Annotated in this window: 18 protein-coding genes and 1 pseudogene; 8 read left to right on the top strand and 11 right to left on the bottom strand. The window is 36.0% G+C overall.

All coding sequences use genetic code 11. The features are described from left to right. From GQ598_RS07625 to GQ598_RS07610, 4 genes and pseudogenes are all read right to left on the bottom strand, one after another. Positions 1 to 1,501: pseudogene (locus GQ598_RS07625) on the bottom strand (hypothetical protein); the annotation flags it as partial. A gap of 489 nt (positions 1,502 to 1,990) precedes the next feature. Further along, positions 1,991 to 3,631 (bottom strand): hypothetical protein, encoded by a 1,641-nt coding sequence (locus tag GQ598_RS07620; protein WP_160403397.1) that lies wholly within the window; start codon positions 3,629 to 3,631, stop codon positions 1,991 to 1,993. A gap of 300 nt (positions 3,632 to 3,931) precedes the next feature. After that, the gene (locus GQ598_RS07615) at positions 3,932 to 4,633 is read right to left on the bottom strand and encodes a response regulator (RefSeq protein WP_160403395.1); all 702 of its coding nucleotides are present in this window, start codon (positions 4,631 to 4,633) and stop codon (positions 3,932 to 3,934) included. Between the two features lie 15 nt (positions 4,634 to 4,648). Continuing rightward, positions 4,649 to 6,238: a sensor histidine kinase gene (locus GQ598_RS07610; protein ID WP_160403393.1), complete on the bottom strand. Its 1,590-nt coding sequence runs from the start codon at positions 6,236 to 6,238 to the stop codon at positions 4,649 to 4,651. Between the two features lie 181 nt (positions 6,239 to 6,419). Here GQ598_RS07610 and GQ598_RS07605 point away from each other — a divergent pair, with 181 nt between their 5' ends. The 7 genes from GQ598_RS07605 to citX all read left to right on the top strand — a co-directional run bounded on the left by GQ598_RS07605 (position 6,420) and on the right by citX (position 13,132). Next, entirely contained in the window at positions 6,420 to 7,805 is a 1,386-nt protein-coding gene (locus GQ598_RS07605) for a 2-hydroxycarboxylate transporter family protein (protein ID WP_160403391.1), read from the top strand. A gap of 94 nt (positions 7,806 to 7,899) precedes the next feature. Beyond that, the gene (locus GQ598_RS07600) at positions 7,900 to 8,745 is read left to right on the top strand and encodes a fumarylacetoacetate hydrolase family protein (RefSeq protein ID WP_160403389.1); all 846 of its coding nucleotides are present in this window, start codon (positions 7,900 to 7,902) and stop codon (positions 8,743 to 8,745) included. 4 nt (positions 8,746 to 8,749) lie between these two features. Further along, positions 8,750 to 9,784, top strand: a complete 1,035-nt coding sequence (citC, locus tag GQ598_RS07595) for a [citrate (pro-3S)-lyase] ligase (protein WP_160403387.1) — start codon at positions 8,750 to 8,752, stop codon at positions 9,782 to 9,784. Between the two features lie 21 nt (positions 9,785 to 9,805). Beyond that, on the top strand, positions 9,806 to 10,096 hold the full coding sequence (gene citD, locus GQ598_RS07590) for a citrate lyase acyl carrier protein (protein ID WP_091346340.1): 291 nt from the start codon (positions 9,806 to 9,808) through the stop codon (positions 10,094 to 10,096). Then, positions 10,093 to 10,980, top strand: coding sequence for a citrate (pro-3S)-lyase subunit beta (gene citE / locus GQ598_RS07585; protein WP_091346342.1), 888 nt, complete (start codon positions 10,093 to 10,095; stop codon positions 10,978 to 10,980). The genes citD and citE overlap by 4 nt, the downstream gene beginning before the upstream one ends. Before the next feature lie 10 nt (positions 10,981 to 10,990). Then, positions 10,991 to 12,520, top strand: coding sequence for a citrate lyase subunit alpha (gene citF / locus GQ598_RS07580; protein WP_237410337.1), 1,530 nt, complete (start codon positions 10,991 to 10,993; stop codon positions 12,518 to 12,520). A gap of 54 nt (positions 12,521 to 12,574) precedes the next feature. Next, entirely contained in the window at positions 12,575 to 13,132 is a 558-nt protein-coding gene (gene citX / locus GQ598_RS07575) for a citrate lyase holo-[acyl-carrier protein] synthase (protein ID WP_160403385.1), read from the top strand. Positions 13,133 to 13,225: 93 nt separating this feature from the next. Here the strand turns inward: citX and metB are convergent, their stop codons facing one another. Beyond that, complete coding sequence (metB, locus tag GQ598_RS07570) at positions 13,226 to 14,392, bottom strand: cystathionine gamma-synthase (protein WP_160403383.1); 1,167 nt, start codon at positions 14,390 to 14,392, stop codon at positions 13,226 to 13,228. Positions 14,393 to 14,564: 172 nt separating this feature from the next. Between metB and metJ the strand changes: the two genes are divergently transcribed. Beyond that, entirely contained in the window at positions 14,565 to 14,882 is a 318-nt protein-coding gene (gene metJ / locus GQ598_RS07565; protein WP_091346351.1) for a met regulon transcriptional regulator MetJ, read from the top strand. A gap of 82 nt (positions 14,883 to 14,964) precedes the next feature. Here the strand turns inward: metJ and rpmE are convergent, their stop codons facing one another. The 6 genes from rpmE to gntP all read right to left on the bottom strand — a co-directional run bounded on the left by rpmE (position 14,965) and on the right by gntP (position 20,430). Next, on the bottom strand, positions 14,965 to 15,180 hold the full coding sequence (rpmE, locus tag GQ598_RS07560; protein WP_065636780.1) for a 50S ribosomal protein L31: 216 nt from the start codon (positions 15,178 to 15,180) through the stop codon (positions 14,965 to 14,967). A 140-nt stretch (positions 15,181 to 15,320) separates the two neighbouring features. Next, positions 15,321 to 16,373 carry an outer membrane-stress sensor serine endopeptidase DegS gene (gene degS, locus GQ598_RS07555; RefSeq protein ID WP_160403381.1) on the bottom strand — a complete coding sequence of 351 codons (1,053 nt, stop codon included), beginning with the start codon at positions 16,371 to 16,373 and terminating at the stop codon, positions 15,321 to 15,323. Between the two features lie 117 nt (positions 16,374 to 16,490). Beyond that, the gene (locus GQ598_RS07550; RefSeq protein ID WP_160403380.1) at positions 16,491 to 17,864 is read right to left on the bottom strand and encodes a Do family serine endopeptidase; all 1,374 of its coding nucleotides are present in this window, start codon (positions 17,862 to 17,864) and stop codon (positions 16,491 to 16,493) included. Positions 17,865 to 17,945: 81 nt separating this feature from the next. After that, positions 17,946 to 18,359, bottom strand: coding sequence for a YhcB family protein (locus GQ598_RS07545; RefSeq protein WP_091346357.1), 414 nt, complete (start codon positions 18,357 to 18,359; stop codon positions 17,946 to 17,948). Positions 18,360 to 18,418: 59 nt separating this feature from the next. Continuing rightward, positions 18,419 to 18,859, bottom strand: coding sequence for a DUF721 domain-containing protein (locus GQ598_RS07540; protein WP_202112714.1), 441 nt, complete (start codon positions 18,857 to 18,859; stop codon positions 18,419 to 18,421). A gap of 227 nt (positions 18,860 to 19,086) precedes the next feature. Continuing rightward, positions 19,087 to 20,430, bottom strand: a complete 1,344-nt coding sequence (gene gntP, locus GQ598_RS07535; RefSeq protein WP_160403376.1) for a gluconate permease GntP — start codon at positions 20,428 to 20,430, stop codon at positions 19,087 to 19,089. Positions 20,431 to 20,448 lie beyond the last annotated feature (18 nt).

Genomic DNA, 20,448 nt, shown 5'->3' with positions numbered 1-20,448 from the left:
CACCTATGTGACGCATGTAAACATTATTACTAGACGACGGCACGGCACCTACTGCACCAGTACAAGGATAACTATTATTCACTCCCCAACCAGAACAAACCGCATTAGTTAAATCCCTTACCCGTGGCATACGATAACCCAAACCACTACACCAAGATATTTGATTAGACTGAGTATCCCATTTATTACCACGATGGACGAACCACTGCCTCAACACAAATCCATAACGAACCTCATTACCACTACCATCCCTACCGACCAACTCAAATCTCTGTGGCAAAGATGGCAACGGAGTAAGCCGACTAGGACTACTTGAATTTATCTGAGAACTACTTGCCCTAGGACCCCTTAATGTTACCCGTGTTACATAACTAGATTTATCAGTAATCCAAGCATCGGCTTGTACTGTATTTCCTCGTGGGTCTATGAATGTACCAGAACGCGGCCTTGTCCAACTCACCTCTGCCCTTATACTACCAACTGTGTTAACTGTCCAACTCAACTGACTTGCATCGATTCCACCAACATCCAAATCAAAATACAATCCATCAGCACCTGTAGTTGGAAAGTTTAAGTCGTAAGACGATGGATTTGTAGACTGAACCAAAAAGCCCTTTTTGGGGTCCCATATGCTAGCTGGGCCGGCGAACTTGGAATCGTCAAGGATACGACTACCCCAAGGGGAAGAAACATTATCACCAGTACCACCGAAGTACAAATTCGGCCTGACCGAACAAATAACCGGCTGTGACGACAAAGTGATATAATAATTCGCCGTCCCTCCGTAAAATCGACCACCTCTTGGCACACCATAACGAGTCTCTAAAGTCCCCCCTGTACTACTTAAAGTTAACTTATAAGGCGCTTTACATAGACTTAATGTATCACTACGACTAACGATAGTGCCTTTTTTATCCTTTATTGTTAAATCTATACGCCCTGATGCAGTAACACCATTAGCACCCTGTCCATCCCCATCATCATCTCCCCACTTCCCTTGGCTAACCAAATTATTTATATCTATTGCATACTCACCATTTACCAATGGGACCGATGCGGGAACCACCGTGTGTATATCATTAAATGTATAATTACCACTAGGTAACCTTATCGGATTAGTAGCACTTGATGTGTTAGCTGACTGAGTGATACGTCTTCCATCTGGCAACTCGATTGCCAAAAAAGTATCCGTATTAGTTGCCTTTGTCTGTCCACCATCAAATGTTAAATATGGCGCACTACCTTCAATTGCTCTTGATGTCTGGGCCGTTAATGCCACAGAACCCTGTGTATATGACAATAACAACAATGCCACGAAGAACAATGCCGATTTAGATAACAATGAAGGTTTAAACAATAACCTCGGTTTGAATAGTAACGACGGCCCTAATAACCACTTGGATATCGACGATAATTTTACCGAACATGTGGCCGATGACCTGACCAAAGCAGTTTCCGACGATGTTTCCAAGGATGTTGCCGAAGTACCCGCCGAAAACATCGCCAGTAAAGACCTCGATGACGGCGTCCATTTCGCTACGCGAAATGACCTCGCTGATGAAAATAAGAACTGTGTCTGTTTTAGACTACGGTGAAATTGAAAAAGATTTTGGGCATAGGTTTGGCAGGCCAGATGCCAGATGCCAAGTATGATAGCGCATTTCGATCATCCTGTCAAGTAATTTTTTGTTTTATTTGAATTTTTTATAACTGACTGCTCGACTAATGAGCACTCCCTTGCTTTGAAAGCGATTAAATTATAACCGCTTGAGTGATAATGCGCTACCTTTTTTGTTAAAAATTTGTAAAGTTTTGTTAAAGGATGAGTTAGCTTATGTTGGCGGGCTTTGGGAGGAGGGGGTTGGGTGGTGGTTTTTGGCTAAAAACCAATAAATAAAAACTTTAATAAAATCAATACCTTTCCTGACCGATTTTTGTTAAAAAATCGTCCTTTATTTGCACCATCTTCCCCTTAAGCCGAAGGACTAAACTAAGGTGTGGTACAAACAGCAAGTTCTGTATAAGATTGGCTATGGTCATGGGCATAGACGTAGATTCTGCCATCGTACGCACTGGCTCGGCTGACAGGGCCTGATATGTCGCCAGCCCAATAGTAGCTGACAACGAAGCCCGCATCAACGTAATTGTACATGAGTCCCCACTCCGTGAAAAAACCTGCACCAATGTGACGCTGGTAATAATTACCACCTGAAGATGGCGTAGTACCATCTATACCATGTATACATGAGAACCAACTATTATCAACACCACACTTCGCGTTAGTCAAATCATTAACCTTAGGAAGTCGATAACCCAAACGATTACACCAAGATATTTGATTAGATAAAGTCTCCATTTTATTCCTTCTATTGATAAACCACTGCCTCAACACAAATCCGTACTTCACCTCATTACCACGATTATCCCTACCCACCAACTCAAAGGTCTGTGGTAAAGAGGGTACGGTTAGTGATCTAGGATTACTTGATTGTATTCGAGAGCTATCCGCCTTAGGACCAATGATCGTCACCCGCGTTATATTCTTGGATTTATCAGTAATCCAACTATCGGCTTCTATGGGATTTCCACCTGGGGGGATGAATGTGCCTGAATGTGGTCTTGTCCAATTCACTGTAGCTGTTATCCCACCATGAGAAGCAGAAGACCATGTCAACTGACCTCCATCTACTCCCGCTATATCTAAATCAAAATACAAACCATCAGCAGCCGTAGTAGGAAAATTACGACTATAAGATGACAAACTGGTTGATTGAACTAAAAAACCCTTTTTCCGGTTCCAAATGTTAGCCGGGCCAGCATAATGAAGGTCATCGCCATAAGAATAAGAGCCAAATTTCAAATCCGGCCTTGCGTAACAAACTTTAGGTTGTTGTGAATTCAGGTTGATATAATACACCGCTGAACTACCTCTAAAAATCCTACTATTCGGCACGCCATACTGTGTAGCTAAGCTGCCTCCAGTACTACTTAATGTTACTTTATAAGGTGCATTACATATATCTAATGTATCGCTACGACTTACTGTATGGCCATTCTTGTCAGTGAAACTTACCGATATACTTCCCGTCGCCGTTATGCCATTTGCACCCTGTCCATCTCCGTCATCATCTCCCCAATAATTATATCTAGTGACCAAATCACTTAAACTCACTGAATTCACTGATGATGGGATTAACATATCTATATCTCCCAAAGTACTTCCTGCATAAGGTAATCTTATTGGATTTGCTGCACTTGATGTATTAGTTGATGGCCTGATAACCCGACCATCCTGCAACTTAATAAACAATAAACTATCTGTGGAAGTCGCTTTAATTCGCCCCCCATCAAACGTTAAATACGGTGCACTACCTTCAATAACCTTTGATGTATAAGTCGATAACGCATGTGTACTAAACGAACACGGCAATAACAACACCCCCGCAAAGGCCAATGAAAACTTTGATAAGGGGGATAAAAGCTTGAATCTCGATGATAACCCAGACGATGGCGCCAAGCTAGATGGTTTTGATAACTTCGATAATAAGAATGAGGATGAAGTCTGTTTTAGACTACGGTGATATTGAAAAAGACTTAGGGCATAGGTTTGGTTCCATCCATGATAGCGCATTTCGATTGCCTTGTTAGGTAGTTTTTGTTTTATTGGTGTTTTTTATAATAGCCCGTTCACTTAACGAACACTTCTTTGCTTTAAAACCACTTAGACTATAGTCGGTTGAAAAATAATGTACTAGTTTTTTTATTAAAAATTTGTAAGGTTTTTTAAAGAGTTAAGGTTGAGATTTTTTTGTGTGTTTTAGGGGGGAATAGTTTTGGTAGTTTTTTACTAAAAACCACCAAGAAAAAACTTTAATAAAATCAACTACTTTCCTGACTAATTTTTATAGATATCATTCCTTTCTTTGAAGGATTACTTCCCTAATCGTCTATATAATCTTTCTGGGCGTCCAATTTTTCCGTGATTAAGTTCGACAGTTAATAATTTAATTTGGACACAATATTCTAAATATCGCCTAGCGGTTGTTTTGCTGATATTGGCTTTTTCTACAATTTCGTCAACGGTGAGTGCTTTATCGGTTTGCATAAAGAGATCTTTTACTTTTTGTAATGTGATTTCTTCAATACCTTTTGAGCGGCGATTCATGTTGACAAAGTCTTTGGTCTGTAAATTAAAAAGTTCGTCAATTTTGCGTTGATTGACGTGTTTTTGTATGCTTTGTCGATATAAAAAGAGTTCAAAACGCTCAAGCGAGTGCTTTAGCCGTTGGTAAGATACGGGTTTAATTAAATAATCAAATGCACCATAACGAATCGCTTTGCTACAAGTATCCATGTCGCTTGCTGCAGTAATAAAAATAACATAACTGTTTAGATGGTTATTGATTATGTATTCAAATAATTCTATTCCCTGTCCATCTGGTAAATAGTTATCAAGTAAAATTAAGGTTGGTTTTAGCTTTTCAACCATTATTTTGGCTTCTTCTAGATTTGATGCGATACCAATGACGTTGACTTTTGTGTCTTTTTGAATAAACTCTGCATTTAATTCGGCTAATATTGGCTCATCTTCTACAATCAGTACTTTGATGATGTTTTCTTGGAATTCGTTCATACAATTACCTTTCGATTATTTGGGAATAAATACAGAAAAAATCGTTCCATATGGGGTATTATCTTCAAATGTAATATAACCATTGGCCTTTTTTATATAGGTTGAAACAAGGTGTAAACCAATGCCATGTTCTTTCCCTTCTTGAGATGTAACGCCGGGTTCAAAAATGGAATCACGAATATTTTCATCAATACCACAACCTTGGTCACTGATCTCAAGTACAATTTCATCTGTTGCATCACTAAGATATAAATAAATTGTTTTATCGCCATGATCATTTTTTAAACTGGCATTAAAGGCATTATCAAGCAAATTACCTAAAATTGACATAAATTCTGTTTCGGTGATAAGTGAAGGTAATGCACTTAATTGGCATGCAGGATCAAATAGTAGATTTAAACCTATTTCATGTGATTTTGCATATTTACCAATTAACAATCCACATACAGCTGGTACCTTAAAATGTGCGGTAATAAAATCTAAATTACTTTGATTATCTGCAGAATGTAGCGCGATAAAAGATTGCGCTTCTTCATACCGTTTCATATAAATTAAACCAGATAACGTTGCCAACCAGTTTAAATGCTCGTGCCTTAATGCTCTTAAATTATCAACATATTGTGTCACTTGTGTTAATTGCATACTTAATATATTAATATCATCAAAGTTACGAAATGTAATGACCCAACCTTGAGTTTTATCATCAATGACCACACGAACTTTGCTAGCAATGACAATAATGTTGTTGAAATAACAAATATGATCATGTATGTCTTCAGTTTGGTTGTCATTTTTATAAATAAAATCGCTTGATTTAACAAATGTCCTTAAATCATGTTCATGTAATTCATCATCACTTATCTGAATATCTAACATTGTACGAGCAGATTGGTTAATATTGATAATTTTATAATTAAGATCAATTGCAATGACCCCTTCAAAAATCGATTCCATGATCGACTTTTGGCTTTTCACCAATAATGCAATTGCTTTAGGCTCTAAATTAAACATCTGTTTTTTAATTGCTTTTGAAAAGCAATATGAAAAGATAAATAACGCTAAAAACAATAAAGAACAAAAAAAGATAAATGGTATAAATTGCTTTATATGCAATGCATAAATACCATCAATCATGTAACCGACCGAGACTATGCCGATAATTTTACCATGATCGATAATTGGTGCTTTCCCCCTTAATGCTAAGCCAAGAGAGCCTTCACTAATAGAGATGCTACTATTACCGCTAAGAACCTCTTGGTTATCACCACCAACCATTGGCGAGTGTAACGGGCTATTAGCCGTATGAAATAAACGGTTGGCATTCGCATCGCCAATAACAATATAACTTGCGTCGCTTTGTTCAAATATCTCTGTGATTAAATTAGCAATTTTATTTGTATCTTTTTCTTTGACATATTCAATTAAACTTGGTAAAACAGATAACTCTTTTGCTTGAATTTGCGCCTTTTCGCCCAAACTTCTATATAAGTTCGTTTCGGTGGTGTTCCAAATATAGCTTTGTAACAGCGCAAGAACGATCAATGAAAAAAACAAAAGCGATAAAAAAAGTTTTGTTGTAAACGATACCTGTAATTTTTTTCGCATTCTACATTACTATTCAAATTAAATTGAAATAAGTGTAACACAGCATTAAAAAACATATAGCCTTTAAAACCATAAAAACCACAGTTAATTTATGATTTATATCACAAAAATTTCATTAATTTTCTGTAAAGATACGCACCATTAATTTCGAATAAATCAAATCATTTTGGAGAAAAAAATAATGGTGAATTTTAACTCATCTGAAAAGGACTATAATGGCAAAAAATCAATCAGTAAGCCCTTTGAACAAAAGCTAACTGGTTGGCCATATAATTGGTGGCGACTGATGGATAACTATAAAATCGGTGTTATCCCGCTTCCATTATTCATTATTGCTGGTATTCTTATTTTTGCTGAAGTGCTAATAACAGGTAAATTACCTAGTGAAATCGTTGTAATGATAGTAGCTTGTGGTTTCTTTGGTTTCTTATGTGGTGAAATTGGTAAACGCTTACCAATCATAGGTAAAATGGGCGCAGCAGCAATTTGTGCAACATTTATCCCGTCAGCACTTGTTTATTATGGTATTTTGCCTACACCAATTGTTGAAGCAACAACAAAATTCTATAAAGATACACATATTCTTTATTTATACATTTGTTGTATCATCGTTGGTAGTATCATGAACATGGATAAAAAAACACTTATCCAAGGATTCTTAAAAATTTTCGGACCAATGGTGTGCGGTGAAATCGTTGGTATGTTAGTTGGTGTTGGCGTTGGTTATTTACTAGGTTTAACGCCGTTTGATACATTCTTTTTCTTAGTTCTACCTATTATGGCTGGCGGTGTTGGTGAAGGTGCTATTCCACTTTCAATCGGTTATGCGGCAATTTTACATATGAATCAAGGTGAAGCGTTAGGTCGTGTGTTACCAATCGTTATGTTAGGTGGTTTAACTGGTATTATTTGTGGTGGTATTCTTAACCGTATTGGTAAAGCTTATCCACACTTAACAGGTAACGGTCGTTTATTACCAGCATCAGCGGATGATGAGGCGACAGATCAAAAAGCTACTAAAACTGAATCTGTCATTGATGTAACAACATTTGCATCAGGTGTATTATTAGCTGCGATTCTTTATATGATTGGTATGATCGGTCATAAAGCAACCGGTATTCCAGCTCCTGTGGGTATGCTATTTGCAGCAGTTTTTGTTAAACTAATTTCAGGTGTTTCACCTAAAGTATTAAGTGGTTCGCAAGTTGTTTATAAATTTTTCCAAACTTCTGTTACCTATCCAATTTTATTCGCAGTTGGTGTGGCAATCACGCCTTGGGATAAAATTATTTCTGCCTTTACGTTAACAAATTTGACTGTTATCGTTTGTACAGTGGTAAGTTTAGTAACAACTGGTTTCTTTGTTGCTAAAAGATTAGGTATGTATCCAGTTGATGCGGCGGTTATCTCTTGTTGTCAAAGTGGTCAAGGCGGAACAGGTGACGTTGCTATCTTGACTGCAGCTGAACGTATGGAATTAATGCCATTTGCACAAATTGCAACGCGTATTGGTGGTGCAATCAATGTTTCAGTATCATTACTTATTCTCGGCAATTTCTTAGTATAGACTTTACACATTAAAGAACAACCTTAGTTTATACTAAGGTTGTTCATTTTTATTTTATATTTACAATTACACAAACAGCTTTTAAGGAGTTTTCATGAAGCTTGTCAGTTATCTTGTCTCTGGTAGAGCAAGTTTTGGTCTTCTTACTCACAACGGTATTGTTGATTTAAGAAAAAAATTAGACGATAAATACGTTGACTTAAAATCGCTACTTGCCGATGACGAAGGACTAGCTATTGCTAAAACCTATCTTGATGCCGCAAGTGACATTAACGAGCAAGACATTACTTACTTACCTGTAATCCCAAATCCAAACAAAATTTTATGTGTTGGTATGAATTATGCTGAAAAACGAGCAGAATTTAATGAAACCAGTTCAGCACCAACTCTATTTGTTCGCTTTCCTGATTCTCAAACAGGAAATAAGACTAATATTATAAAACCAGCTATCACTAATGAATTAGATTATGAAGGCGAGTTAGCCATTATCATTGGTAAAGCGGGTTTTCGTATTAGCCAAGAAGAAGCTTTATCATATGTGGCAGGATATAGTTGCTATATGGATGGCTCAATCCGCGATTGGCAGTATACTTGGTTTACCGCAGGTAAAAACTGGCCAAATACAGGTGCATTTGGTCCATGTTTAACTACCGCGGATGAAATTCCAGATCCTAAAGTTTTAACATTAGCAACTTATTTAAACGGTCAAGAAATGCAACATGATTCAATCAAAAATCTAGTGCATACTGTTCCCGAATTAATTGCTTATATTAGTACCTTTACCCATTTGTCACCGGGCGATGTGATTTTGACCGGTTCACCTGGTGGTGTAGGTAAAAAACGTAATCCTCCCGTATTTATGAAAGATGGTGATACAATAGAAGTTGAAATTTCTGGCATTGGCCGTTTAACTAATTATGTGGTAGCTGAAAAAAGGTAAATTTATGTACGATTCAGTTGATTATACCGTTGTCGATATTTCTAAATCAGATCAAAACTGTCAAGAAATTAAGCAATTATTATCACAATATGATCTTGATTTAGATTCACAAGTTACCATTTTCATGGTAGCTAAAATGAGCAACAAAATTATTGCTTGTGCAGGAATTGATCGTAACATTATAAAATGTGTTGCTGTTGATTCTGAATATCGAGGTAATCAACTTAATCTAACATTAATGGATCACACCATAAAATATGCCAACGAAAATGGCTATTTTCATCTTTTTTTATATACAAAACCTGAAAATATAGATTTTTTTAAAGGATGTGGTTTTTATCCTCTTGTTGAAATAACAGATCTTGTTGTTCTAATGGAAAATAATCCTGTTGGCATAAAACACTACTGTAAACAACTGCACACACAGCAAAAAGACGGAAAAAAGATTGGTAGTATTGTGATGAATGCCAATCCTTTTACTAAAGGTCATCAATATCTTGTGCAATACGCTGCCAGTCAATGTGACTGGTTGCATGTTTTTGTCGTCAATGAAAATGCATCACTATTTTCATTCGATACACGCTTAAAGTTAGTTAAAGATGGCACGAAGCAGATAAACAATGTTACAGTGCATGCAAGTTCACCTTATATTATATCAAGAGCAACATTCCCTACTTATTTTCTAAAAGATAAGGCAAAAATAGATCGCGCTTATATGGGTATCGATCTCCTTATATTCCGAAATTATATTGCGCCAACGCTTAATATAACCCACAGATTCGTTGGAACTGAGCCTTATGATGAAGTTACTAAGGCTTATAATGAAGCAATGCGTTATTGGCTAGAGGATAATACTGTCAGCCATTATTCGCCTATTACCGTTGTTGAGGTTGAACGAAAAACTGAAGGTGATACTATCATATCAGCTTCACTGGTAAGAAAGTTATTGGCTTCCAAGCAATATGAAGAGATAAAAAAGTTAGTTCCATCAACAACATGGGATTACCTTTCAGCTAATTTAGATAAATTTAAAATTTAATACATTTTAAAAGGTAAAAAAATGAAAATACAAAAAGAAGCCATGGCAGGGACTCTCGAATCAAGCGATTTGTTAGTCAAAGTCATGCCTAATACCGGGGTTGAAATTGTTATTAATAGCGATGTTAATAAACAATTCGGCGATCAAATTCGCGCTGTAGTTGAGCAAACATTACAAGATCTGAACGTAACAGATGGCTTAATTATTATTGATGATAAAGGCGCTCTTGATTGCGCTATCAAAGCAAGAATTCAATGTGCAGTATTACGTGGCGCAGAAGAAGAAAACTTAGATTGGAGTAAATTACTATGAAAAAATTACGTCGAAGTATGTTATTTCTTCCAGGCGCAAACGCGGCAATGTTATCAACATCTTTTGTTTATAAGCCTGATTCAATTATGTTTGACCTTGAAGATGCAGTTTCAATTAAAGAAAAAGACTCCGCACGCTTGTTGGTAGCACAAACATTGCTCCTTCCTGTTTATAAAGAGCACGGAATTGAAACAGTAGTACGAATTAACGCCCTGAATACTCCATTTGGTTTAAAAGACCTTGAAGCAGTGGTAAGAGCTGGTGTTGATGTAGTACGTTTACCGATGACTAACAGTGCTGAAGATATTCATGAGCTAGAAGCACACGTTGCAAGAATTGAAAAAGAGTGTGGCCGTGAAGTGGGTAGCACTAAATTAATGGCCGCAATTGAATCCGCTCAAGGCGTTGTTAATGCCGTTTCTATTGCTCAATCTTCCCCACGTTTAATTGGTATTGCACTAGCTGCATTTGACTATCTTGTTGATATGCAAACTGAACGTGGCGATGGTACCGAGTTATTTTATGCTCGCTGCGCTGTTTTACATGCTGCGCGTGTAGCTGGCATTGATGCCTTCGATGTGGTGTATTCAAATGTTAATGATGATGAAGGCTTCTTAAAAGAAGTCAGCCTAATCAAAAAACTTGGTTATAACGGTAAATCACTTATCAATCCACGACAAATTGAACTGTTACACAATGCTTATGCGCCAACAGCCGCTGAAGTTGAAAATGCCCAAAAAGTGGTTGAAGCAGCTGAAGAAGGTGAAAGAAAAGGCCTTGGCGTGATTTCTCTAAATGGCAAAATGATTGATGCACCGATTATTGCTCGTGCTAGAAAAGTAATTGAGTTAGCAAAATATTCCGGTGTACGTAAAGAAATTTGATAGGATTAAAATGATGACTTCTATAAATAAAAAAATTGATGATTTGCTTAAACAGCATCCAGATCTCAAAAATATCACGCCATTTATTGACGCTAACGCTACAACTCCTTATTTAAAAGATGAGTCTAAATATACGCGTAAATTGTGTGACTCTATCGAACAAGCAATCCATAAATGTGAATTACGTGATGGTATGACTATTTCTTTCCATCATGCATTTCGTGAAGGCGATAAAGTTATCAACAAAGTAGTTGAAACGATTAGCAAATTAGGAATTAAAAACCTAACATTGGCATCAAGTTCCCTATTAAGTTGTAACTCAGCACTTATTCCTCATATTGAATCTGGTGTGATCACTAAAATCTATACATCAGGTTTACGTGGTAAATTGGCTGATGCGATTTCACACGGTTTAATGGATAATCCTGTTCATATCCATTCTCATGGTGGACGTGTAAAACTTATCCAAAGCGGTGAAATTAATATTGATATCGCATTTTTAGCGGTTTCAACTGCCGATGAGCAAGGTAACGCGAATGGTGTATCAGGTAAATCACAATGTGGTGCACTTGGTTATGCTATGGTTGATGCGCAATTTGCGAAGAAAGTAGTATTACTTACTGAAGATATCGTTGGTTACCCTAACCATCCAGCAAGTATCCGTCAAGATCAAGTCGACTATATTGTGAAAGTTGATGAGGTTGGCGATCCAACTAAAATTAGTGTCGGTGCTGCTCGTATTACTAGTAACCCTCGTGAACTGATGATTGCACGTTATGCAGCAGATGTTATTGAGTATTCTGGTTATTTTAAAGATGGTTTTTCTATTCAAACCGGTTCTGGTGCGTCATCAACTGCAGCAACGCGTTTCCTTGAAAATCGTATGCGCGCAAAAAATATTACGGCATCATTTGCATTAGGTGGTATTACCGCAAGTATTGTTGATCTTCATGAAAAAGGTTTGGTTAAACGCTTATTAGATACTCAAAGCTTTGATGGCACCGCCGGACAATCTTTAGGTAAAAATAAAGATCATATTGAAGTGTCAACCAATGTTTATGCAAACCCTGCATCAAAAGGTGCAAGTGTTGATGAACTTGATATCGTTATTTTAAGTGCCTTAGAAATTGACCTTGATTACAATGTGAATGTATTAACGGGTTCTGATGGCGTTATGCGTGGTGCATCTGGTGGTCACTGTGATACTGCCGCTGGTGCAAATTTAACCATTATTGTTGCTCCATTAATCCGTAGCCGAATCCCTACAGTGATTAAGAAAGTCACAACGGTTGTTACACCAGGTGAAAGTGTCGATGTTCTTGTTACTGACCATGGTATAGCAGTTAACCCTGCTCGTCCTGAAATTGCAGAGCGACTTAAAGCAGCTAATTTGCCAGTCATGAGCATTGAAGAACTATATCAACGTGCTGTTTCATTAACTGGAGAACCAAAACCAATCGAATTTAACGATAAAATCGTTGGTGTTGTCCATTTCCGTGACGGCTCAATCATTGATGTGGTTCGTCAAGTTAAAGACTAATTAACCACAAGTAGCGTGATATTATCAGATATCATGCTACTTATATCTATTACTATGAACAATATATCAATAAAATTCGACGATGGTACACCAATCACACTTGAACAGATGTTATTGGCTAAAGAAAGACGAGTGCAAAACCAACAAAATGCAATAAATCTTTACCATTATCCGCTTATTTCGCTAAGTTTAGTTATCCCCGGTCCAATAAAAAATAGTAGTGGTGCAAATCAGTTATTTAAAGAAGCAATCACCGCTATACACAAAGCCTTATCAAAAAATGCAATTCCATTAGTACATGAATCTCATTTTCATAATATCACTGGCTATGAAGCAATTATTTCAGCAAAATGCTCTGCCAATGCACTAAAACAATGCTGTATTGATATAGAAGATAACCATCCATTAGGTCGACTATGGGATATTGATGTGATTGATCCAATTACACAACAAAGTATTTCACGCGCTAAATTTGATCATCAATCAAGACAATGTTTAATCTGCCAAGATATCGCAAAAATATGTAGTCGAAGTAAAAAACATACTATCGATGAGATTTTTTCTGCCATTGAAAATAAGATGAAAGACTATTTTGGCGTATCAGTACGTTAAGTTATATCCAAAATATAACAAGAAGTAAGATTAATGAAATAATCATATTTCATTAATCCAAACAGCCAAGTATAGATGGGTCTTAAGTCTAAATTAGACTTGTTCCAATGCTTGTTCCAAATCTGAAAGTAAATCGGTAATATCTTCTAACCCAACAGAAATACGCAATAATTGATCTGAAACTCCCGCTGTTTTTCGTGCTTCAGCACTAATGCCTGAATGCGTCATTGTTGCAGGGTGGCACACAAGGCTTTCAACTCCGCCGAGAGATTGGGCTAAAGTGAAAATATTGAGCGCTTTTAAAAAAGCGGGCATGACATTAGCATCGCCGGCTAATTCAAAACTGAGTAATGAACCAAAACCTTTTTGTTGTTTTTTAGCTATATCATGTCCAAGATTTGAAAATAAAGATGGATGATAAACATTGGCGATCTTGGGGTGATTGACTAAAAACTCAACGACTTTTTGCGCATTATCTTGTTGTAACTTTACTCGAGCGGAAAGTGTACGTAATCCTCGTAACAAGAGATAACTATCAAATGATGAAGTCATTGTACCAATATTATTGGCCCACCATAATACATCTGTAAAAAGATTTTGATCTTTAAATACCAAAATACCTGCCAGTAAATCAGAATGACCATTTAAAAACTTGGTACAAGAGTGAGTAACAATATCAGCACCAAGTGCTAAAGGTTGTTGTAAAATAGGCGTCATAAAGGTGTTATCGACTAAAACTAACGCCCCAACTTTATGAGCTTGCGCTGCAATTTTCTCAATATCCACAACTCGCAATAAAGGGTTGCTTGGTGTTTCAATTAGTACCAGTTTTGGACGTAAACTAAGTGCTTCTTTTAATGCCTCAGGATCTGACTGATCTACAAATTTAGCTTTAAAATAGCCTCGCTGACTTAAACTATTAAAAAGGCGATAGCTACCTCCATAGCAATCATGCGGTGCAACGACTAAATCATTAGGCGTTAATAATGCAACACTGATTAAATGAATCGCTGACATACCACAATTTGTTAAAATAGCATCAGCACCACCTTCTAATTTTGCAATCGTTTGCTCAACCAGACGACGGCTAGGGTTTGCTTTTCGACCGTAATCAAACTCCCTTGGCTTAGCAAACTCTTCATAGCGATAACAAGTAGATGGTGTGATAACAGGCACGACACTTCCATATTGTTCATCGGTATTTAATCCACCACGAACCGCAATAGTTCCCTGACTTAAATTTTTAGTTTGAATAGTCATGATAATGCCCTCAAACAATACTTTTAATATAAGATTAGTCTTGTAAGCATAACACATTAAAAAAAGACGTCAACATGTCTAGACGTCTAACTGTCTTGGTGTATAGATTGCAGTAATATGAAAAAAACGATAAAATTACCCATATTATTTGTGATGTATTTTTTGGTGAACAATGATGGAATGGAATGGCGAATACATAAGCCCTTATGCAGAGCATGGTAAAAAAAGTGAGCAAGTAAAAAAAATTACAGTGTCAATTCCACTTAAAGTATTGAAAATTTTAACTGATGAGCGTACTCGCAGACAAGTGAATAATTTACGCCATGCCACAAATAGTGAATTATTGTGTGAGGCTTTTCTTCATGCTTATACGGGCCAACCTTTACCTTGTGATGAAGATTTGCAAAAAGACCGTGAAGATGGCATCCCAATGAAAACACAAAAAATGATGCGCAATTTAGGTATCGATCCTGATTTCATTGATGAGTAAAATTGTTGTTTTATCAATATTCACATTTTAAAAAAACAAAAAGGCGCATTAAGCGCCTTTTTAGTTATTGCTTATCGCAATATTATTTTTTACCACCAACCATAGCAAAACGTTGTTTAAATTTATCTACACGTCCGCCAGTTGCAACATCACGTTGTTTACCTGTATAAAATGGATGACACTCACCACATACGTCAAGATGAATATCATGACCAATAGTTGAATGAGTTTTAATCACGTTACCACAAGAGCAAGTTGCATTAATTGCAGTATATTCTGGATGGATACCTTCTTTCATAATAAACCTCTAAAGTTTGTTCGTATCGCTATATAAATGGCTAAAAGCAAAATCTATACACCATACGAGTGTTAAAAAACATGATAAGGTTGCGAATTATATGCCTTAAAGGTTAAATAATCAAGCCACAAAAAGACAAATTAAACGGGTAATTGCCCTATTGTTACTTGTAGTTCAACCTTTTCACCATTCCGCAATACAATAATGGGGACAATCGTACCCGGTTTCAACTCGGCAATTTGATCCATTGTTTCAACAATGGATTTAACTGGCTGATGATTTACCATAATCAAGATATCATTAGCTTGTATACCGGCTTGTAATGACGGTCCTTCAGCATTGGTTACTAAAATACCTAATACAATTGGCATATCACTTGGATTTTGAGTTGGCGCAAATTCTAATCCATCAATACCAATATAACCACGAATAATTTTGCCATCCCGAATCAATTTATTCATAATTTTAACAGCTAAAGCTGTAGGAATCGCAAATCCTATGCCTTCAGGAACTTCGTTACCTAGATTTTTTGCAAAGGTAAGAGTGTTAATCCCCATTAGTTCACCTTTGGTATTAACTAATGCTCCCCCTGAATTACCATGATTTATTGATGCGTCAGTTTGAATAAAATTTTGTCTTCTGTATGGACTCAACCCATCACGACCCGTTGCACTGATAATACCTTGTGTAATAGTTTGCCCTATATTGTAAGGATTCCCTATAGCTAAAACAACATCCCCAATCTTTGGTTCACGCCGAGGATTAATAGATATAGTTGGGATGTTAGTTGCTTCAATTTTTAACACAGCAATATCAACTAGCTTATCAGAACCAACCGAAAGCGCCTCAAAAATTCGCCCATCTTGCAACGCAACAATGATTTGTTCAGCACCATCAACAACATGATAATTAGTGATAATATAACCCTGCTCACTCATAATCACGCCGGATCCTAACGGTGTTATAGCACTATCTTGTGACTGCTTAGAAACAGAATTAATTGAGCGGCTATATATATTAACCACTGCTGGGGCTGCGATTTTAACGGCATCAGAGTAACTCAGCGGATCATCATTGAAAATAGATCTTGGAAAACTAGATTGTGTTCCATTACGCAACGATGGAAAAATAGTTAATAATACAAGGGCTAACACTGTACCAATCAATATTGGCCACAAAAATTTTTTAAGCATTAGTGTGATTATTCTGATAGAAAATGATTAGATATGATTTTATCATATCTAATCAAAGGTGAATATGTATGTTTTTCGACGATAAGACTATCGGCAAAATCGAGGCTTAATAAGCAATTAGCGTAAAATTAGATAAATTCGGCTATCACCCCTTATAATATTTAAAGCAATCACTGAAGGTTTACTATCAATCATTTTACGCAAGTCAGCAATGTTATTGACTCTTTCTTTGTTAACACCTGTAATAAGATCACCTTCTTGTAAGCTTAAGCGAGATGCTGGCGAATTTTTAGCAATGCTTTCAATTAATACCCCTTTTTGTCCTTTTACTTCGCCATTACTCAAGTTTGCACCATCAAGAGCGGCATGAAGTGATTTGGCTTCAGTAGACGATTCATCACTATTTTTCAATTTCACGCTAACGGTCATTTGTTTGCCATCTCTAATTAAACCTAACTGTACAGTTCGCCCTGCTCCAGTTGTTGCTATTTTTGCTCGTAATTCAGCAAAACTATCAATGGCCTTACCATCCATCGAAACAATAATATCGCCAGATTTAATTCCTGCAGCTTGTGCAGCTGAATTTTCAATAACCTCGCTAACAAAGGCACCTTTTTGAACATCAACATCAAACGCTTTTGCTATATCTGATGTCAACTCATTACCTTTGATACCAAGAACACCACGTTTTACTTCACCAAATTCAATCAGCTGTGAAGTTAAACTTTTTACCATATTACTAGGAATAGCAAATCCGATCCCAACATTACCACCACTTGGCGCAATAATCGCTGTATTAATTCCAACGAGTTCACCTTTTAAATTGACAAGTGCTCCACCAGAATTTCCTTGGTTAATTGATGCATCTGTTTGAATGAAATTTTCAAAACCATTCATATTAAGCCCACTGCGGGCCAAAGCTGAAATAATCCCCGAAGTAACAGTTTGACCGATACCAAATGGGTTACCAATAGCAACGGCATAATCTCCAACACGTAAATTATCAGAATCGGCCAATTTAATCGCTGTTAATTTTTTTGCGTCATCAACTTTAAGTAATGCAATATCACTTTGTGGATCTTTACCGATTAGTTTTGCTTTAAATTCATGCCCATCATTTAGAACAACTGTAATTTTATCCGCATTATCAATAACATGATTATTGGTAACAATATAACCCTTTTCGGAATCAATAATCACACCAGAGCCTTCACCTGTAAACGCTCTTGATTGGCTATCAGGATAACCAAAAAATCGTCTAAATTCTTCCGGCATATTATTTTGCATTTGTGCAGTACCCTCAACTTTAATACTAACAACTGAAGGCAAGACAGTTTCTAGCATAGGGGCTAAACTTGGTTGCTGTGCATTATTATCGGTTGGAATAGAAGGAAAAGAGGCATAAGCATTCGGAAGTACAGTTAAACTGACGCCTACACTTAATGCTAAAATGCTTAACAATTTTTTTTGTTTTTTTAATGAATCAATCATTTTATAACTCTCTCTTTTACAAAAAGTTAATATATATAAAAATACTTCGTTATTAATTAACGAAGAATAACAGTATAATAGTTAAGACTTATTTTCATCTGCTTTAAATAAACCAGAAGGATTATCAGAATAATCTCTAGGTTGCTTATCAAATGTAATTTCTTTTTTTTCGACTAAATTCTCGTTAGAATCAGAATCAAAATCCAAAGTTGGAACGTTCTCTCTATCCATAAATTGATTAGAATTTTCTGCCATATGTTGATAAAGGCGACGAAACTCTTTAGCCATATTATCCAATATCTCAGCACTGTGAGAAAAATGTTTAGCAATCATTTGTTTTTGCGCTATTAATTCATCTTTTGTTTGATCTAGTTCTTGTTTAACTTTGGCATATTTACGAGCCTTAGGGCTAATAACACTTATAAAAATAGAACCAATAATAAAACCAATTATTAATCCGATTACAAGATAAGTAAGCATATCTTTATCCATCATTCACTCCTTATATCCTTTAGATATATAATTTTATAAAATTGAAATCCAATTATCAGCATTTATTTTGCATGGTTAGCAAGTTTTATCAATTGTTTTTTTAACTTATCTGGTGCATTTTCCGCTAATGCATATAAAAACATTGCACTTTTTGGGGTCATAACACTCGAAAGTAAAGATAATTTAGATGCCTGACAATGGCACTGTGACAACTTGGTCGAAATATTTGGGTTAATCTTATATTGGATAGAAGATAAGGAAGGTAAAATATTTTTCCGTATCTCAGATATTAAATTGCTTTGTTCATATTTTAATCTAGTTAACCAGCTCGCAGAACTCACTTCAAGAACAAGCACACCTTGACGATAATTAGCAACCCGACATTGTTGTTTCAATAAAGACGGTAACAACTCATCGACAATATTGCTTAATTTACTTAATGCAAATGTTCTATCTTTTATCTCAGATAAACACGATTCTTGAGATAAAATTGATGATAACATTTTTGGCTCATTATAACGCATATTTTATATTTACTTCCTAATAAAAAATAAGTCAACTAATCCTGTATAAATTAACAACTCAATCTCAATAATTTACCTCATTTCATTAAAAATGTCCTGTTTAAAAAATATATTTACAGTTTGATAAAGATTTCTTTATTAAAAATAATAAAAATAAAAAAGATTAACTGCTACATTTTGCAGTTAATCTTTTTAAGAAAGGACAATCAAGCAATAATACTTATGATAAGTACAACAGTTAAGCCAACAATTGAATTAACTAATTCTAATAAGCCCCATGTTTTTAAAGTATCTTTAATCGATAAATCAAAGTAACCTTTAAATAACCAAAATGAAGCATCATTGATATGAGTTAACGTATTAGAGCCAGCTGCAGTTGCAAGCACGAGTAGTGCTGGATTAACTCCATTCATAACGCCTGTTGTTGGATCAATCACAGCAGCGCCAATGATTCCCGCTGCTGTCATTGCAGAAACAACACCTTGCCCTGTAGCTAAACGAATTAACACTGTAATTAACCATGCCATAATATATGGTGATACGCCCCCTGTTGACATTAATTGTCCAATAACATCGCCAATTCCAGTATCAATAATAATTTGTTTTAGTGCACCACCAGCCCCGATAATTAATACTACCATTGCAATACCTTTTACCGCATTATCAAAAGAATGCATAACCCATTCCATTGAGTGATTAAGTTTTTTTCCAAATAATATAAATGCGGCGATCATTGCAATAAACATGGCAATTTGAGATGAACCGATAAAATTAAGAACAGAATAAGTAGTTGTTCCTTTTTCTAACCATATATTTGCTATTGTCGTTGCAATCATAATGTAAGCTGGGATCAAGGGAACAGTAATTGATGTAAAAAAGGAAGGAAGATTATTTTCATCAACAGGATTTTCAGATTGTAAAAATTCAGGGGTTGGTCTTTCCAGATTACCTAAAAATTTAGGAAGAATCAGTCCAGCAAAAATGACAGAAGGAATCGCAACAATCAGCCCATAAATATAGACCATTCCCATATCAGCATTATATACATTCACTAGTGCAACAGGTCCTGGTTGTGGTGGAAATAAAGAGTGAGCTGTTGTTGCCGCTGCAACGCCAGGTATAGCTAATTTTAAAAATGGAATTTTAGCCTCTTTGGCTAATGCGATCACCAACGGTGCTAAAATTATGAATGCCGCTTCATAAAACATCGCTAAACCAAATATAAGCCCCATAATAATAATGGCTATTTTTACATATTTAATGCCTAATTTTTTCAATAGCGTTTGAGCAATCTGATGAGCTGCGCCAGAATCAACCATTAATTTACCAATCACTGCACCAAATACGACAATAATAGCTAATTCACCAAGTGTTCCGCCAAACCCTGATTTAATCGTTTTAAGAATGTTCAATAAATCCATCTTAGCCATCAAACCGACAAATACTGCAGCAGCTAATAATGCAACCATTGAGTTAATTTTAAAACGAATATTTAAAATCAACATTAATCCTATTCCAAGGATAACCCAAAGAATATTTAAAAATTCCATAAATAAAAACCCCTATTC

The sequence above is a fragment of the Gilliamella sp. Pas-s95 genome, assembly GCF_009795795.1.
Lineage (GTDB): Bacteria > Pseudomonadota > Gammaproteobacteria > Enterobacterales > Orbaceae > Gilliamella > Gilliamella bombicola.
Note: the sequence above shows the minus strand (reverse complement) of the source record. Positions and strands in the feature narration are given on the sequence as shown.